At 41.6% G+C, this 18,161-nt stretch carries 15 protein-coding genes; 8 read left to right on the forward strand and 7 right to left on the reverse strand.

All coding sequences use genetic code 11. The features are described 5' to 3' along the window. Window positions 1-305: 305 nt before the first annotated feature. Complete coding sequence (gene typA, locus AN391_RS16985; RefSeq protein WP_055016501.1) at window positions 306-2,129, reverse strand: translational GTPase TypA; 1,824 nt, start codon at window positions 2,127-2,129, stop codon at window positions 306-308. Window positions 2,130-2,635: 506 nt separating this feature from the next. Between typA and glnA the strand changes: the two genes are divergently transcribed. From glnA to AN391_RS17010, 5 genes are all read left to right on the forward strand, one after another. Continuing rightward, window positions 2,636-4,042 carry a glutamate--ammonia ligase gene (gene glnA, locus AN391_RS16990; protein WP_055016502.1) on the forward strand — a complete coding sequence of 469 codons (1,407 nt, stop codon included), beginning with the start codon at window positions 2,636-2,638 and terminating at the stop codon, window positions 4,040-4,042. A 132-nt stretch (window positions 4,043-4,174) separates the two neighbouring features. After that, complete coding sequence (locus tag AN391_RS16995) at window positions 4,175-4,687, forward strand: DUF4124 domain-containing protein (protein WP_138541526.1); 513 nt, start codon at window positions 4,175-4,177, stop codon at window positions 4,685-4,687. A gap of 89 nt (window positions 4,688-4,776) precedes the next feature. Beyond that, window positions 4,777-5,847: a nitrogen regulation protein NR(II) gene (gene glnL / locus AN391_RS17000; protein WP_055016504.1), complete on the forward strand. Its 1,071-nt coding sequence runs from the start codon at window positions 4,777-4,779 to the stop codon at window positions 5,845-5,847. Between the two features lie 15 nt (window positions 5,848-5,862). Then, window positions 5,863-7,248, forward strand: coding sequence for a nitrogen regulation protein NR(I) (gene ntrC / locus AN391_RS17005; RefSeq protein WP_055016505.1), 1,386 nt, complete (start codon window positions 5,863-5,865; stop codon window positions 7,246-7,248). A gap of 28 nt (window positions 7,249-7,276) precedes the next feature. Then, entirely contained in the window at window positions 7,277-7,735 is a 459-nt protein-coding gene (locus AN391_RS17010) for a cyclic nucleotide-binding domain-containing protein (RefSeq protein ID WP_055016506.1), read from the forward strand. Window position 7,736: 1 nt separating this feature from the next. On the opposite strand, the gene AN391_RS17015 is transcribed toward AN391_RS17010, so the two are convergent. Further along, entirely contained in the window at window positions 7,737-8,402 is a 666-nt protein-coding gene (locus AN391_RS17015; protein ID WP_055016507.1) for a hypothetical protein, read from the reverse strand. A gap of 56 nt (window positions 8,403-8,458) precedes the next feature. Beyond that, complete coding sequence (locus AN391_RS17020; protein ID WP_055016508.1) at window positions 8,459-8,746, reverse strand: hypothetical protein; 288 nt, start codon at window positions 8,744-8,746, stop codon at window positions 8,459-8,461. A 269-nt stretch (window positions 8,747-9,015) separates the two neighbouring features. Here AN391_RS17020 and AN391_RS17025 point away from each other — a divergent pair, with 269 nt between their 5' ends. From AN391_RS17025 to acnA, 3 genes are all read left to right on the forward strand, one after another. Continuing rightward, a complete protein-coding gene (locus tag AN391_RS17025; RefSeq protein WP_055016532.1) occupies window positions 9,016-9,399 on the forward strand; it encodes an RNA-binding S4 domain-containing protein in 384 nt (127 codons plus the stop codon). 107 nt (window positions 9,400-9,506) lie between these two features. After that, complete coding sequence (locus AN391_RS17030) at window positions 9,507-9,935, forward strand: hypothetical protein (protein ID WP_055016509.1); 429 nt, start codon at window positions 9,507-9,509, stop codon at window positions 9,933-9,935. A gap of 216 nt (window positions 9,936-10,151) precedes the next feature. Then, a complete protein-coding gene (acnA, locus tag AN391_RS17035; protein ID WP_055016510.1) occupies window positions 10,152-12,893 on the forward strand; it encodes an aconitate hydratase AcnA in 2,742 nt (913 codons plus the stop codon). 89 nt (window positions 12,894-12,982) lie between these two features. Here the strand turns inward: acnA and AN391_RS17040 are convergent, their stop codons facing one another. The 4 genes from AN391_RS17040 to AN391_RS17055 form a co-directional block, all read right to left on the reverse strand. After that, a complete protein-coding gene (locus AN391_RS17040; RefSeq protein WP_055016511.1) occupies window positions 12,983-13,525 on the reverse strand; it encodes a DUF4124 domain-containing protein in 543 nt (180 codons plus the stop codon). A 126-nt stretch (window positions 13,526-13,651) separates the two neighbouring features. Further along, window positions 13,652-14,392 carry a phosphoadenylyl-sulfate reductase gene (locus tag AN391_RS17045; protein WP_055016512.1) on the reverse strand — a complete coding sequence of 247 codons (741 nt, stop codon included), beginning with the start codon at window positions 14,390-14,392 and terminating at the stop codon, window positions 13,652-13,654. Between the two features lie 42 nt (window positions 14,393-14,434). Continuing rightward, window positions 14,435-16,132, reverse strand: a complete 1,698-nt coding sequence (cysI, locus tag AN391_RS17050; RefSeq protein ID WP_055016513.1) for an assimilatory sulfite reductase (NADPH) hemoprotein subunit — start codon at window positions 16,130-16,132, stop codon at window positions 14,435-14,437. Window positions 16,133-16,192: 60 nt separating this feature from the next. Then, window positions 16,193-18,004 (reverse strand): assimilatory sulfite reductase (NADPH) flavoprotein subunit, encoded by a 1,812-nt coding sequence (locus tag AN391_RS17055; RefSeq protein ID WP_055016514.1) that lies wholly within the window; start codon window positions 18,002-18,004, stop codon window positions 16,193-16,195. Window positions 18,005-18,161: the final 157 nt, after the last annotated feature.

The raw sequence follows: 18,161 nt of genomic DNA on the forward strand, positions 1-18,161 counted from the left end.
AACCACTAATAAATAGTTGAGACGTAGGTTGGGTCGAGCGCAGCGAAACCCAACGAAAAAATATCCTAGCACCAATTACAGATGCTTTGAGTTATCGATTGTTTCAGCTCTGACTCTTTTACTGCTCACTCCCTTCTCTTTGTGCAAATATTTTTTAAGTTAATTATTCACAAAGAGAATAAGAGGCATTGCCCTTTAGATCTCAATACTAATAACTAAAAACTGAAAGCTTCTCTACTTTAAAAACAAAAAAGCCGCTGTATTTTGCAATACAGCGGCTTTTACTATGCTTATTCTAAAGGCAATTAAGCTTTAGCTGCACGACCCGCACGTTTACGCTCACTTTCAGTTAAGTGACGCTTACGAATACGAATGTTCTCAGGTGTTACTTCTACTAACTCGTCATCATCGATAAACTCAAGCGCTTGCTCAAGTGTGTAGTTCAATGGTGGCGTAAGTGTTTGCGCTTCATCTGTACCAGATGCACGAACGTTAGTAAGTTGCTTACCTTTAAGTGCGTTAACTGTTAGGTCGTTATCACGGCTATGAATACCGATAACCATACCTTCGTAAACTTCAACACCGTGACCGATGAATAATTTACCACGCTCTTGTAGGTTGAATAATGCATTAGTAAGTGCTTTACCAGTTGCATTTGCAATCATTACACCGTTCTTACGTGAGCCAATAGTACCACCTTTATGAGGACCGTAGTGATCGAACGTATGGTACATAAGACCTGAACCAGAGGTAAGCGTCATGAAATCAGTTTGGAAACCGATTAAACCACGGCTTGGGATCATAAAGTCCATACGCATACGGCCTTTACCATCAGGAGACATGTCGGTAAGTTCACCTTTACGAAGACCAATTTGCTCCATGATAGAACCTTGGTGTTCTTCTTCACAGTCAATTGTTACTGTTTCGTACGGTTCTTCTAGTACACCGTCTACTTCACGTAGAATAACTTCAGGACGTGATACAGCTAGCTCGTAACCTTCACGACGCATGTTTTCGATTAAGATACCAAGGTGTAATTCACCACGGCCAGATACACGGAAGCTATCTGGGTTATCCGTTTCTTCAACACGAAGTGCAACGTTGTGTACAAGCTCGTTTTGTAAACGCTCAAGAATGTTACGTGAGGTTACAAATTTACCTTCTTTACCAGCAAACGGTGATGTATTTACAGAGAACGTCATTGTTACTGTAGGCTCATCAACACTTAGTGGAGGTAGCGCTTCAACATTGTTAGGTGCACACACTGTGTCTGAAATTTTAAGCTCACCAATACCCGTTACTGTTACGATATTACCTGCGTAACCACGGTCAGTTTCAATACGCTCAAGGCCTAAGTAGCTTTGCACTGAACCAATTTTACCGTTACGAGTTGTACCATCAGCACTGATGATAGTCACTTGTTGGTTTGGCGCAACAGAACCACGCTTAATACGACCAACACCAATTACACCTTTATAAGAGTTGTAATCAAGCTGAGAGATTTGCATTTGGAAATCACCTTCAGGATCAGCTTCTGGTGGTGATACTTCGTCAACAATCATTTGGAACATAGGTTCCATGTTGTCAGACGGCTCGTCTAAATCTAATGTAGCCCAGCCGTTGATTGCTGAAGCGTAGATTACTTTAAAATCTAACTGTTCATCAGTTGCACCTAGGTTATCAAATAAATCAAAGATTTGATCCATAACCCAATCAGGGCGTGCACCTGGCTTGTCAATTTTATTGATAACAACAATTGGCTTTAAGCCTTGCGCAAATGCTTTTTGCGTTACGAAACGCGTTTGCGGCATTGGACCTTCTTGAGCATCAACAAGTAATAATACTGAGTCAGCCATCGAAAGTACGCGTTCAACTTCACCACCAAAATCGGCGTGTCCCGGGGTATCTACGATATTGATATGGTAATCTTTCCATGAAATGGCCGTATTTTTAGCCAAAATGGTAATACCACGTTCTTTCTCAATGTCGTTTGAGTCCATCACACGCTCTTCGTTACCGCCGCGTGTTTCTAATGTACCTGATTGCTCAAGTAGTTTGTCAACCAACGTTGTTTTACCGTGGTCAACGTGCGCGATAATCGCTATATTTCTTAACTGTTCGATGCTCATATTTTTACTCAGAGAAGTTTATTCTCATTGATCCTGCAAGATCTACGCACTCATCTGCGTTTTCACCAGATGTCCCAGCATAGGATTTAAAAGGGCGCATATTATCCCTCATTAATGACATGGATGAAAGTTTATCCAATATAATTTTAAAAACTTTCTCAATACTTTTACTAAGTATCTGTTTTTTATATGACAATTATATGAAATAAATTTCGGAAAATTACATAAATTGTCGTTTTTTAGCTAATTTGTTGTTTGCTTTGGCACTATTTACTATTTAAGTTAAGCTGATTTAGGTGATTAAAATACGTGCAGAATAAAGCGTGAAATTTTTGCACCAATATGGATATTTTACGCACCACAAAAGTGCAAAGTGCATGACCACTTTTGTGCAATAACAATTTTAGCCTTAATAAACAGCAAGTTAAAATAATGGCATAAAATCGGCTTACCTAAATCCAAAGCATTTAATGCAGCAATAATAAAACCCAACAGTTGGAGGACACATGTCACAATCGGTTTTAGATTTTATTAAAGAAAATGACGTTAAGTTCATTGATTTACGCTTTACTGATACTCGAGGTAAAGAACAACATGTTTCTATTCCTCATCACCAAGTAGATGAAGATTTTTTTGAAGACGGCAAAATGTTCGACGGCTCTTCAATTGCAGGTTGGAAAGGCATTAACGAATCAGACATGGTACTTATGCCTGTTGCTGATTCAGTAAAATTAGACCCATTTACAGAAGAAGCAACGCTTATCGTGCGTTGTGATGTTGTAGAACCATCTACATTACAAGGTTACGAGCGTGACCCTCGTTCGGTTGCTAAGCGCGCTGAAGAGTACATGAAATCTACCGGTATCGCAGACACTGTTTTATTTGGCCCTGAGCCAGAATTCTTCCTATTTGATGATGTTAAATACAAGTCAGATATGTCTGGTTCTATGTACAAAATTGATGCTGTTGAAGCAGCATGGAACTCAGACAAAGAGTATGAAGGTGGTAACACTGGCCACCGTCCAGGTGTTAAAGGTGGTTACTTCCCTTGTTCACCTGTTGACTCTTCACAAGATTGGCGTTCAGCTACGTGTTTAGTACTTGAAGAACTAGGCCAAGTAGTAGAAGCGCACCACCACGAAGTTGCTACAGCTGGTCAAAACGAAATCGCGACTCGCTTTAATACAATGGTATTAAAAGCGGATGAAATCCAAGAGATGAAATATGTTATCCATAACATGGCTCACCTTTACGGAAAAACAGCCACATTTATGCCTAAGCCTGTTGTAGGTGATAACGGCTCTGGTATGCACTGTCACCAATCTTTAGCAAAAGACGGTGTTAACCTTTTTGCTGGTGATAAGTACGGCGGTCTTTCTGAAGATGCACTTTACTACATTGGCGGTATTATCAAGCATGCTAAAGCAATTAACGCATTTGCAAACGCTTCTACTAACTCGTACAAACGTTTAGTACCGGGTTTTGAAGCGCCAGTAATGCTTGCATACTCTGCGCGTAACCGCTCTGCATCAATCCGTATCCCAGTAGTACCATCTGAAAAGGGTCGTCGTATAGAAGTACGTTTCCCTGATCCAACAGCTAACCCTTACCTAGCATTTGCTTCAATGCTAATGGCTGGCCTTGACGGTATTAAAAACAAAATCCACCCTGGCGATGCTATGGATAAGGATTTATATGACCTACCTGCAGAAGAAGCAGCAGAAATTCCACAAGTTGCATCTTCTTTAGAAGAAGCGCTAGAAGCACTAAGTGCTGATCGTGAATTCTTAACGCAAGGTGGCGTATTTACCGATGATTTAATCGACGCTTACATTGCTCTTAAATCTCAAGAAGTTGAAAAGCTTAACATGACAACTCACCCAGTTGAGTTTGAAATGTACTACAGCGTTTAATACGCTGTAGAGTAAATTATCGATAAGATAATAAATGTGTGTTCTCAAGCCCGCTTAGCGGGCTTTTTTTTATGGTAAATTAGGGTTATCTCCACTAAAGTTATGTAATTACAAAAGATGCAGGGTAGCAATGTGAATTACAGGATATTATTACTATTTTTTGCTTTAGGATTAAGCATTTATAGTTACGCAGGCAATGATAAGATTTATGCTTGGAAAGATAAAAATGGTGTTTTAGTGTTCTCAGATACACCACGCAGCGGCGCGCATGAAATAAAATTAAATAGCCAAGATCTTACTTTGTCTGATACCGATAAACACACCCCTGATTCACTACAACCAACGCGCCTTAATCGTTTTCAAATTATGATATCGTCACCTACTCATAACCAAACTGTGCGCGAGAACACAGGCTCAGTGTACGTCACAAGCCGAATAACACCGCGTTTTGAGGCAGGCTTTACTGTACAGCTATTTTTAAACGGTAATGCGTATGGGCCTGCAAGCGGTTTATCAACATTTGCTATACGGAACGTTGAAAACGGCACTCATACTTTGTATCTCAAACTTTATAACAAACAAAATCAAGCCATTGCTATCAGTCAGCCTAGCACCTTTGTTATGCAAAGAAAGGCTATAAACTAAGTACAATGACTCAGATAATAAAATTAGCGCAGCAGTATTTACTGATCAAAACTTGCTTGCAAATATTAACGCACTAAAGTGGTGCAAAGATGCCAAACAAACAAAATTTCAGCCCCGAACTTCTTAATGCCATTTGGCAAAACCAAACAACATCGGTCATGTTACTTGATAAAAATTTTATCCTTGTTTATGCCAATACCAGCACTAGCGAGCTACTTGGCCTGGGTAAAAAACGCATTATTGGGCAGACCTTTAACAGCTTATTTAATTACCACTCTGTGGATTTAGAACGCATAGCTCAGTACTCACTTATTGATGGTGTAGATTGCAGCCAGCACAGAGCTGACGTGGTCTTTATAGATTCTCGACATGCGAAAATAGCCATTACATCACGCCAAGTTAAATTTGAAAACGAGCGCTATATTTTGCTCGAGTGTCGTAAAACCGATGAAGAAATAAAACACGACAAAGCCTCTAATCAAATGCATCAATATCAAGCAGCGCGAAATTTGATTAGAGGACTTGCTCACGAAATTAAAAATCCTTTAGGAGGAATACGCGGAGCGGCGCAGTTATTGCAGTACGAGGTGGATCAACAAGAAAGGGACGAATGCGCTGAACTTATAATTGAGCAAGCAGACCGATTACGTGAATTAGTTGATAGGCTACTTGGGCCAAATCAGCTTCCGCAAAAGTCGTATGGCAATATTCACCAAACACTTGAGTCGGTTGTCAAATTAAGCACATTAGATAACTGTAAAAATATTAATCTAGTTAAAGACTACGATCCAAGTATTCCAGATGTGTTTATAGACCAAGGCAAAGTTCAGCAAGTAGTACTTAACATAGTTCGTAATGCTCAACAGGCGTTAGTGGATGGCGGTGAGATAAAAATAAAAACCCGCATTAATCATCAATATCGCCGCCCCGGAAAAGCCCCTAAAAAAGCCTTGTTGATCCAGGTTTCTGATAATGGACCAGGCATAGACCCTAGCGTTCGCGAGACATTGTTTTACCCGATGATCACCAACAAAGAAGGTGGCTCAGGGCTAGGGCTTTCAATCGCACAAACGCTCATCGATCAGCACGATGGTTATATAGACTGCGATAGCTGGCCTGGCCATACTGAATTTAATATCTATCTGCCTTTTGCAGATTAATGTTTTGGAGTTGGCATGAAAACAGTTTGGCTTGTAGATGATGACGCATCAATTCGCTTTGTATTAGAAAAGGCGCTAACACGTGCAGGATTTGAAGCAGAAAGCTTCGCCAATGCGCAAGACGTGTTAAGTGCGCTAAAATTTAGCCAGCCAACCGTGTTGGTATCTGACGTACGGATGCCAGGCATGGATGGCATGGCACTGCTTGAACTGATAGCAGAGCAAAACCCTGGGCTGCCGGTTATTATAATGACCGCGCACTCAGATTTAGACTCTGCAGTTAACGCGTTTCAAAAAGGCGCGTTTGAGTACTTAGCCAAACCCTTTGATTTAAACGAAGCAGTGGCCTTAATCGAAAGTGCCTGCAGAGCAAACTCAACTAAAAAAACCAAACGTAAACAAGCCCCACCTAAAAGTGCCCATATTATTGGCGAAGCCCCTGCGATGCAGGAAGTGTTCAGAGCGATAGGTAAACTCTCGGCTTCAAGTATGAGTGTACTCATTAATGGTGAGTCAGGCACAGGTAAAGAGCTTGTGGCCAGTGCTTTACATAACCACAGCCCGCGTAAAGAAAACCAGTTTATTGCATTAAACATGGCCGCTATTCCAAAAGAGCTTGTGGAGTCTGAGTTATTTGGCCACGAAAAAGGCGCATTTACGGGTGCCGATAGCGTTCGTAAAGGCCGCTTTGAACAAGCCAATGGCGGCACACTGTTTTTAGATGAAATAGGCGATATGCCACTGGATGTGCAAACACGTTTATTACGCGTACTCGCCGATGGTGAGTTTTACCGTGTGGGCGGACACCAAAGTATTAAGGTTGATGTACGCATTATTGCTGCAACGCATCAAAATTTAGAAGATTTGGTAAAACAGGGTAAATTTAGGGACGATTTATTTCATCGTTTAAACGTTGTGCGCCTTCGTTTACCAGCTCTTAGAGAAAGAACCGAAGACATCGAACGCTTAGCGCAACACTTTTTACACAAAAGCGCAAAAGACCTACAAGTAGAAAGTAAAGTTCTCAGCCCAAAAGCCACAGAGCAACTTAGGCTATTTAGCTGGCCTGGTAATGTGCGCCAACTCGAAAATACCTGTCGCTGGTTAACCGTTATGGCCCCTGGTGAATTAGTAAGTGAGCAAGACCTACCACCAGAGATCATTGATGCGGCGCCTGTTCAACAAGAAGGTGATTGGCTTGATGCGTTTCAGCAATGGCTCAACCAAGAGCTTAAGCAAGGTAAAGAAAATATTTGGCCTGATATTCAAGCACAACTTGAAACTCGCCTGATAAAAACAGCATTAGCTAATTGCTCTGGCCATAAACAAGATGCAGCCATAAAAATTGGCTGGGGGCGCAACACGTTGACCCGCAAATTAAAAGAGCGCAATATTAACTAGTTTCTAACTGTTACTCGTTGGCCTTAGGATGAAATTAATAGAACACATTCCATTATTTAAACAAATGGAAATAGTGAATAGATTGCACTTTTTTAAAGAATTCACCCTTGCTGAACGCCAAGTGCTACTAGAGTCGTTTGGGTTATTGTATTTAGTTAACCAGCATCAGCATTTATTTAAACAATACGATAACGACAAACGCTTATACATTGTATTAAGTGGTGCGTTACTTGTTTTTAAACATAACCACTTGCTGGAGCTTGGCACTATAGAGCCCGGTGAGTTTATCGGTGAAGGTGCATTTATTAATAACCGCGAGCGCAGTACGAGCGCTCGCGCTAAAACCGACACCATAGTACTTGCCATTACCCCAGAGGCACTGACTCGCTTACCAAATGTGATACGCGAAAAAATTAAAGACCGAATTATAGAGGGCATGAGCTTACGCATTGCTAAACTTAGTGAGCACATAGAAACCCACGGTTAGATCAATCCATATAAACAATCTGCAATGAGCAATCAAGCCAACCGGGATTATTTACGTGTGCCGTAAATGTGTAAGTATCGGATGGTTTTGCGCCAAAGGGTGTATTTACCAATGGCTGTGAGTGGCTGTATGTTTGCGAATAATTTTTGTAATAAATAACAACGTAACCATATAAATACTCCCACTTCAGTCTCACTACTGCACCACTGGGTAGCGTAAAATCAACATGCTCATTTACAAATTTGACCACTAAATCATTGTATTTATCGTCGCTGCATTGGGTTGTTCTTAGCTGCTTAGGCATAACAAATTGGCTATTGCTATCTGCATTTTTTAAATAAAAGCCTATATTGCCATCGCCATAAAAATGATTTGATCGCGTTGTATAGTTAACTTGTGGCTCGTAACCTAGCCCCTGCATAATAGTAGCTAGCTGCTCTGTCTCTTTTTGGTAAATTTTATCACTTGATAAAAGCAATGTGGCTTCACCAAAATCCGATGGGATATCTAGCTCTACGTATTCAAAAGGGAGGTTTTGTGCATTTAGTGCAGCGTCTAGCTGTTTGCGTTGCTCCTCTTGCAAGTTTTCGCTAAAAACATAAACAGTTGGTTGTTGGCACGCAGTTAATAGAAGTACCCACGCACAAATTAAAATTCCACTTTTCATAGTTACCCCTATTGATTACAAATGTAGTCTAGTAGAAGCAACTATTGATAGCAAAATTAACGTGTTTGGCTATCCAACCATGCATCAACACTTTGTCGAGTGTATAAAACTTCGTTAAATAAGCGATGACGTTCAAATTCTAACTTTGATTTTTTAAGTGGATCACCACTAATTAGCCGACTGTGCGTATCATTGAACTTAGAAATAACCGAAAAACCGCGTTCATCTTTCTCTTTTTCTGTTTTTACCGAGTTAGCCAGGTGAGCTCTTACATCATCTGCTGTCAGCATATCTGAATTATCTAAGCCCATTAGCTCTTTTTTCATTGCTAATCTAATGCCCATTTACTGCTCCAATTATATGCAGACCTAAACAATTAAAACGGTTAAATTCTTACCATTTATGTAGGTACACTTTTTATTTGCCAAAGCAATAGCAAATAGCACACCAAATTTTTGCCAGAGCATACGCATCAAATGCTGCAGTTTTTTTAAAGTTGAAAAAGTTTTATATTTATCACACTTTTTTTATCCCGCTAGGGCGCGCTTGCTAGGTGCAAAAAACAGTGCAAGCCTTTATACTTGCTGCTTATGCGCCACCAACAGAGATAACCATGTCAGAAGAATATATAGAAATTGAACTTGAAGAAGAGCCCATAGAGCTTTGTAAATTACTAAAAGTACTCGATTTAGTAGAAGGTGGCGGTCAAGCTAAAAACCTTATAGCTGAAGGTTATGTTGGGGTTAACCATGAAATATGTACAATAAAACGGAAAAAATTATACAGTGGCGATGTACTTGAATTTGATGGCGAGCTTTTTCAACTCACTTTAAGTGAAGATGCAACCCCTGTAGAGCGCCCAGTGGTAACAACCCAGCCGCAGGTAGAAAAAGCGCCCAATGAAACAGCGCAAAAGCCTGCAAAAAATAAAAGAAAACGCACTAAAAAACCAAAGGTTGATGAAAAAACAGGGCGCCGCCCTATCTCATTTGGCTAGCCATTAGCGCTTTGTGCCATTTTTATTATATGTATAGGCTCGCTTGAACAGTGAGCCTTTTTGCTCTTTAATTACCTCGTAAATTACAATAAAAACAAGGTAATAATATGGCAACCTCCGTCACCCCTAATTGGTTTAAACCCGCCCTATGGGCAGCACTTATTTGGAATTTACTAGGTGTTTTTGCATTTGTAATGCACCTTATGATGACCCCCGAAATGATAAGTAAACTCCCGCTAGATCAACAAGCTGCCTATTCAAACGTGCCTTTGTGGTCGACCATTGCATTTGCTGTAGCGGTATTAGGTGGCACCCTTGGCTGCATACTACTACTGGCCAAAAATGCGCTTGCAACACCTACATTTGCGCTATCGTTGGTAGCGATATTTATTCAGCAGTTTTATAACTTCTTTGTGATAAATAGCATTAAAATGCTGGGGATAAGCGCAGTGTTTATGCCTATTTTAGTGATTGTTATTGCGTTTTTGCTTTTATATTTAAGCATAAAAAGCAAACAACAAGGTTGGTTAAACTAACCTTACCTCCTTTTTTAAACTCATTTTTTGCTACTTGAAAAAACAATTTTAGGTAGCACTTCTATACTAAGACTGTCTAAAAAACATGCATTGCACAACCTGCTTTTTAGCCTGTTTTGTCATATTTATTATCTCTGGTATGCACTTTGCAAACTAATGGCAAATAAACACGTTATTTTATCAAGGACATAATCCTAACTATCAAAGGGGCAAAAAATGAATAGTTTCGACACCCAACAACAATTAACGATTAATGGCGAGCAATACCATATTCACTCACTTAAAGGATTAGGCGACAAAGCAAAGCGATTGCCCTTTTCTCTCAAAGTATTACTAGAAAACCTGCTACGCAATGAAGATGGTGTAAATATAAAAGAACAAGACATTCAGGCCCTCCTTGACTGGGACCCTAAAGCAAAACCCTCAGCTGAGGTGGCTTTTACACCCGCCCGTGTTGTCATGCAAGATTTTACAGGTGTTCCCGCCATTGTTGATTTAGCCGCTATGCGTGATGCAATGGAAAAGCTAGGGGGCGATCCTGCAAAAATAAACCCGCTTTCTCCTGCTGAACTTGTAATAGATCATTCTGTACAAGTAGATGGCTACGGTGACGACGGTGCGTTTGATTTAAATGCCAAGCTAGAGTACGAGCGTAACAAAGAACGCTACGAATTTTTACGCTGGGGGCAAACTGCTTTTGATAATTTAAAGGTAGTCCCACCTGCTACAGGTATTGTTCACCAAGTAAACTTGGAGTTTTTAGCGCGTGTTGTTTTTAACGACAATAAGAACGGAAAATCAATAGCCTACCCAGACACCCTAGTAGGGACTGATTCGCACACCACCATGATTAATGGCTTAGGTGTGCTAGGCTGGGGCGTAGGCGGTATCGAAGCCGAAGCCGCCATGCTTGGACAACCGATTAGCTTACTTATTCCTCAAGTGGTGGGCTTTAAATTAAATGGCCGTTTACCCGAGGGTACCACTGCTACCGATTTAGTACTTACCGTTACCGAAATGCTACGAAACCATGGAGTGGTGGGTAAATTTGTTGAATTTTATGGTGACGGCCTAGCTGATTTACCGCTAGCTGATAGAGCAACTATTGCTAACATGGCGCCAGAGTACGGTGCAACATGTGGTATTTTCCCAATTGATGATGAAACCATTAACTACCTGCGTTTGACAAACCGCGATGAAGATCACCTTAAACTGATTGAAGACTACGCTAAACACCAAGGCTTATGGCGCCATGAAGGCGACGAAGCGCATTACACCGATACCCTAGAGCTTAAATTAGACGATGTAGTGCCAAGCCTTGCAGGTCCTAAGCGCCCACAAGACAGAATTACACTTGATAAAGCTGGTGATGTGATAGGCCAGCACCTTAAAGGTTTCCAAGATGAGCGTATGGCGCGTCGTGATAAAAGCGATATTGAAGAAGCACGCATTGAAAGTGAAGGCCCAACCACTAACCCAGATGAACCAGTAGACGAAGCGCAGTTTATGGGGGCAGCCAAAGTAAAATTTAAAGGCCAAGAATTTGAGCTAAACGACGGTGCCTGTGTTATTGCCGCCATTACAAGCTGTACAAACACTTCTAACCCCAGTGTAATTTTAGCCGCAGGCTTAGTAGCTAAAAAAGCCAAGCAGCTAGGTATTAACGTAAAACCTTGGGTTAAAACATCGCTTGCACCGGGCTCACAAGTGGTCACCGACTACCTTGAAAAAGCCGACCTAATGGATGACCTAGAGGCATTAGGCTTTAATTTGGTCGGTTATGGCTGTACCACGTGTATAGGTAACTCAGGCCCGCTTGCAGATGAAATTAGCGAAGCTATTCAAAAACACAAATTGGTTGTAAGCTCTATTTTATCGGGTAACCGTAACTTTGAAGGGCGTATACACCAAGACGTTAAAATGAACTTTTTAGCCTCGCCTCCACTTGTGGTAGCGTATGCCATTGCTGGGCGTACAGACATAGATGTATACAACGAGCCACTTGCGCAAGATGAAAACGGTAACGATATTTACCTGAAAAATATTTGGCCAAGCGTAAGCGAAGTCAACGAACTAGTACAAAAAACGGTAACCAAAGAAATGTTCGAAAAAAGCTATGCTAACGTATACGAAGGCGACAGCCGTTGGCAAAAAATTCAAATACCTGATGGTAAGCTCTACGATTGGGATGAGGGGTCAACTTACATCAAAAAAGCACCATTCTTTGAGGGCATGAGCGTTGAGCCACCAGGCGTGCCAACAATTGAAGGGGCGCGTTGTTTGGCTAAACTTGGCGATTCAGTAACAACAGACCATATCTCTCCTGCGGGGGCAATTAAAGCTGAAGCGCCAGCCGGTATTTACTTACAGGAAAAAGACGTAGAAAAAGCGCAGTTTAACTCGTATGGTTCTCGCCGTGGTAACCACGAAGTGATGATGCGAGGCACATTTGCAAATGTTAGGCTTAAAAACTTACTCGCCCCAGGTACTGAAGGTGGCGTTACTCGCACCCAACCTGATGACAAACTTGCCAGCATTTACGATGCCGCAATGGAATATGAAAAAAGTAACACACCATTAATTGTGTTAGCGGGTAAAGAGTACGGTACTGGGTCATCACGCGATTGGGCAGCAAAAGGCTCGCTTTTATTAGGTGTAAAAGCGGTGGTTGCACAAAGTTATGAGCGTATTCACCGCTCTAACCTTATTGGTATGGGTGTACTGCCTTTACAGTTTAAAGAGGGTGAAAGCCACGAATCATTAAACCTAACTGGCCAAGAGCAATTTGATATTGAAGGTTTGTACGATAAAACGAATGAAGTGAGCATTATTGCCACTAATGCTGAGGGCAAAAAAGTCAGCTTTAGTGCCGATGTACGTATAGATACCCCTAAAGAGTGGGATTACTACAAACACGGCGGCATTCTACAATACGTTTTACGTAATATGCTTGACTAATCATATACTTAAAACTAAAAAGCCTAGCAATTGCTAGGCTTTTTTATGCGCGAATATTTCATCGCTTTTTACAAGCAAATTATACTTGCCTAGTACCCACCTATACTTTGTATTTCTTTACTGCGTTGCTCTAATTTTTGCTTTGCCTTTTCGGCGTCTTCAAACAGTTTTTGAATAGATTCAGCGTTGTAAACGGTAGGTGTCGGTGGCTGGATACTCTTTTTTGAAGTGTTCGCACTGCTGCTTAGAATTGAAGTATCTTCTGCAGCTACAACCGTTACATCACGGGCATCAAGTGTTACCTCAATGCTTTTACCATCTTCATTAGGCGTATCAGAAAAATGCCATTGGCCGTTTGTATCTTGCCACTTATAAATTTTGCTACCTGGTTTAATTGTTGCGGCATCACTGTTTACACTTTGCGCAATTTTATCGCCCGCTTGCTTTGCACCTTGCACAGCCTGATTAAGCGTATTGGTAGATAACGCGACCATTTTTTCTTTAATTTTGTGAGATTCAGCACTAATTAACGAACCAGAAAGCCACGTTTGGCCATCAGGCTTTTTAAGGTAAAACAAAGAGATAACAGCAATGATCATGACTGATATTGCCAAGTAGGTGAAGTATTTCATAGCGTTCCTGCTTAAAAATGAATCCTTGAAAAACAAGTCTAATAAAAAATTCTTAATCAGGCAATTTTTTTGCAATAAAAAACGCAACCTAAGTTGCGTTTAAATAGTTGTTTAGTATTCGCTTTTTTAAATACCGTCGCCGTCAATATGCAGCCCGCATTCGCGGTTTAAACCAAAAAAGCGCGTTTCTTCTTCGCTCATACCCGGCTCTAGTTTACGCGTAGTGTGCACATCACCCATCGACACATAACCTTGCTCCCATAACGGGTGGTAAGGTAAATCATGCTTAGTAAGGTATTGGTATACATCGCGGTTTGACCATTCAATAATTGGGTATACTTTTACCGTACCTCGGCTTATTTCGACAAATTGTTTGTCTGCTCGGGTCGATGATTGGTCACGGCGCAGGCCACTAAACCAGGTACCTGCACCTATTTCTTTTAATGCACGTGTCATTGGCTCAACTTTATTAAGCTGATTATATTGCTTAATACCGGCTTCGCCTTGTTCCCACAATTTACCGTACTTAGCTTCTTGCCACGCTGGGCTTAGCTCGGCTTTATACACTTTTAAATTAAGTGATAAACGCGTAGTCATTTGTTCAATAAACTGATACGTCTCTGGAAATAAATAACCTGTATCGGTTAATACCACAGGAATATCAGGACGCTGCGATGTTACTAAATGCAGCATTACCGCCGCTTGAATACCAAAACTTGATGATAAAAAAGCGGTATCCGGTAAGTGCTCTAGCGCCCATGCAACACGCTGCTCCACACTCATTGGTGCTAGTATGCCGTTTGCATCTGCAAGCAATGCCGCTTGGCTTTGCTCATCAAGCTGTAATATGTTTTTAAATTCACTCATGGTCAATTTTAAACCTCACCCACGCGCTGCGTGGGTATTTAATTAAGCGTGAAAATCGGTTACTGATACTTTTACTTCAGCAACAATGCCTTTGCGAATTACAAAGTCACCAAAACATTCACCGTCGTTTCGCTCGCTTGCCCACTGGCCAATTAGCTTATCAAACGCCTCTAGGTAAACATCTTCACCTACGTTTTCTAGGTACAGTTTTGGAATGCGTGTACCTTCTAAATTACCGCCTAGGTAAACGTTGTATTTACCAGGGCCTTTACCTACTAAACCGGCTTCTGCAAGCATTGCGCGGCCACAACCGTTAGGGCAACCTACTACACGCATAATAATACTGTCATCAGGTATGCCATGCTTAGCAAGTAGCGCTTCGGTTTTTTCAATTAAGCTGGGTAAGTAACGCTCAGCTTCGGCCATAGCAAGCGGGCACGTAGGTAATGCTACACACGCCATTGAGTTTTTACGTTGCTCAGTGTCTTTGTCATCAATAAGGCCGTGGTTACGGGCTATTTCTTCAATGACTGCTTTTTGATCGGCAGGCACACCGGCAATAATTAAGTTTTGGTTAGCCGTCATGCGCATATCGCCTTGGTGCACTTCTGCAATTTTACGACAACCTGTTTTTAATGGCTTACCTGGGTAATCTAAAATACGGCCGCTTTGAATAAATAGCGTTAAATGGTGTTTACCATCAATGCCTTCTACCCAACCGATACGGTCGCCACGGTGAGTAAACTCATAAGGGCGACTTGGCGCAAAGCTTACACCAGCACGTTTTTCTACTTCCGCTTTAAATACATCTGTGCCAACGCGGTCTAGTGTGTATTTAGTTTTTGCATTTTTACGGTTTGAGCGGTTACCCCAATCGCGCTGCACTGATACAACGTGCTCAGCAATTTTCAGTGTGTGCTCAAGTGGGATAAAACCAAAGTCATCTGCTTTTCGCGGATACGTAGCCGTATCACCGTGAGTCATAGCAAGGCCACCACCTACGAGTACGTTAAAGCCCACAAGCTTGCCATCCTCTGCAATAGCGACAAAGTTTAAGTCGTTCGCATGCACATCAACTTCGTTGTTAGGCGGAATAGTGACCGTGGTTTTAAACTTACGCGGTAAATACGTTGAGCCTAAAATTGGCTCTTCTGTGGTTTCTGCCTTTTCGCCATTTAACCAAATTTCAGCGTATGCTTTTGTTTTTGGTAATAAATGCTCAGAAATTTTTGCAGCCCACTCGTACGCTTCTTGGTGCAGCTCTGACTCAACAGGGTTAGTTGTACATAGTACGTTACGGTTTACGTCACCTGCAGTTGCTATAGAGTCAATGCCAACGCTATTTAGCATTTGGTGCATGCCTTTAATATTTGGCTTTAATACACCATGAAATTGAAACGTTTGACGTGTTGTTAAACGAATACTGCCGTAGCTTGTTTTTTCATCGGCAAATTTATCAATTGCAAGCCATTGCTCTGGCTTGATGATACCGCCTGGCATACGTGCACGTAGCATTACATTGTGCAACGGCTCTAGCTTTTGCTTTGCACGCTCTGGGCGTATATCGCGGTCATCTTGCTGGTACATACCGTGAAAACGTATAAGTTGGAAGTTATCGGCTGTAAAACCACCGGTAATTTCATCTTTTAAATCTTGCTCTATGGTGCCACGTAAAAAGTTACTTTCTCTTTTTAAACGTTCGTTATCAGAAAGTTTTACGTTTTTATCTTGTTCGCTCATTTTAAATCCTAAATTTGTTACAGTGACGGCTGCTAGCTGTTAATAAAATAAGAAACGTGATTAATACACGTCTTTCTGATAGCGGTTAGCGCTACGTAAGTCTTTTAAATATTGCTCGGCGTCTTCGTAGCTTTTACCGGTGTTTTCGCTGATGATATCAACTAAGGCATTGTGTACATCTTTTGCCATGCGGTTTGCATCGCCACACACATAAAAATGCGCACCCGCTTCTAGCCACTCAAAAATTTCTTTTGAGTTTTTGCGTAGTTTGTCTTGAACGTATACTTTTTCGGCTTGGTCACGACTAAATGCAACGTCAACTTTGCTTAATAGGCCTGATTTTAAATAACCCTGAATTTCTACTTGGTACAAGAAGTCTTGTGTAAAGTGTGGGTTACCGAAAAATAGCCAATTTTTGCCTTGTGCTTCTCGCGAGTCACGCTCTTGTAAAAATGCACGGAATGGTGCAATACCGGTACCTGGGCCAACCATAATAATGGGGGTATTATCATCGCTAGGTAAGCGGAAGTTATCGTTATGCTCACTGAATACTTTAACTTTACACCCTTCTTCAGCACGACGCGCTAAATAACCAGAGCATCCGCCTAAATGTTCGCTGCCAAAGGCGTCAAACTCAACTAACCCTACCGTTAAGTGCACTTCTTCTTCAACCTCGCTTTGGCTTGAAGCGATTGAGTACAAGCGCGCTTGTAGTTTACGTAGGCAATCAACTAAGGTTTGTGCATCTATTTTTGCAGGATTTTGTGCCACTACATCAAAGATTTGACGTGGTTCAATGTACTCACGCATCGCAGCTTTATCTTCTACAAGCTTAAGTAGCTCAGGTGTGCCCGTTGCAACTGCGTACTTTTCTACAAAGCCTGGGTATGACTGAGTAAGCTCTAACTTTTCGATTAATGCATCGCGAATAGACAATGACTCTTCGCCCACTTTTACCTGTGCACTTGCATCGATTTGCGTGTGTGTTAGTAGCTCATCTACACGCGCTTCGTCATTTAAAAAGTACACACCTAATGAGTCACCAGGTAAGTAGGTAATGTCTGAGCCTTCAAGCGAAATCTCAACATGGCGAACATCTTTAGTAGAATCACGCCCTGTAATTTTTTGTACGGTAACAAGCTCTGCCGCAAATGGATTTTGCTTAGTGTATTGGCTTGCTGCCGCTGTTGGCGCACCAAATGGCATAGAAACGACTTGCCCGCCTACTGCATCTTGCTGTGCTTTTAAATCAGGTTCGAATGCATCAAGTGCATCAGTGATCCACGTGGCTGCTTCGTCATCATAATCAACATCTAGGTCGGCACGTTGGAAAATAGTTTCTGCGCCAAGTTTGTTTAAACGCGCTTCAAAGTCTTTTGCTGTTTGACAGAAAAACTCATAGCTAGAATCACCTAAACCAAGTACGGCGACTTTAACACCATCAAGCTTAGGTGCTTTTTTGGTGGTTAAAAACTCATACAATGTTTCAGCGTCTTCAGGTGGTTCACCCTCACCGTAGGTAGATACAACAACGGTTAAAAACTTTTCTTTTTTCAGGGCTGTAGGTTTGTAGTCAGACATGCTCACAAGTTTTACAGCTAAACCGCGCGACTCTGCTTGCTCTTTAAGCTTAGTCGCCACACCTTTTGCATTACCCGTTTGCGAGCCATACAAAATAGTTAACGGTGCAGCATCGCCTGCAGCGGCCGTAGGCGTTTGCCCACCAAGAGCTGACGCGTTTGCATTTGCTGCTAAGTAACCACTTACCCACGCCTGCTGAATCGGATTAAGTTCTGCCACTAAGCCTTGCAGCTTTTGTACTTGCTCTTGCGTTAGCGGGCTTGCCGCTGCGTTAAGTTGACCTAACAACATGAATTTGTTCCCCATAACCCTGAAAATTACATACAGCCCACGTTATGCGCTGTTCAAAATGAGTTTTACCCCACCCAGAGTAACTCTGCTGAGGTTTTATTAGTGTGCAGGATAGCGGGCTATGCGGTGAGAAAAAAAGAATAGAATCTGCTTTGTT

The sequence above is a fragment of the Pseudoalteromonas sp. P1-13-1a genome, assembly GCF_001401875.1.
Classification (GTDB): Bacteria; Pseudomonadota; Gammaproteobacteria; order Enterobacterales; family Alteromonadaceae; genus Pseudoalteromonas.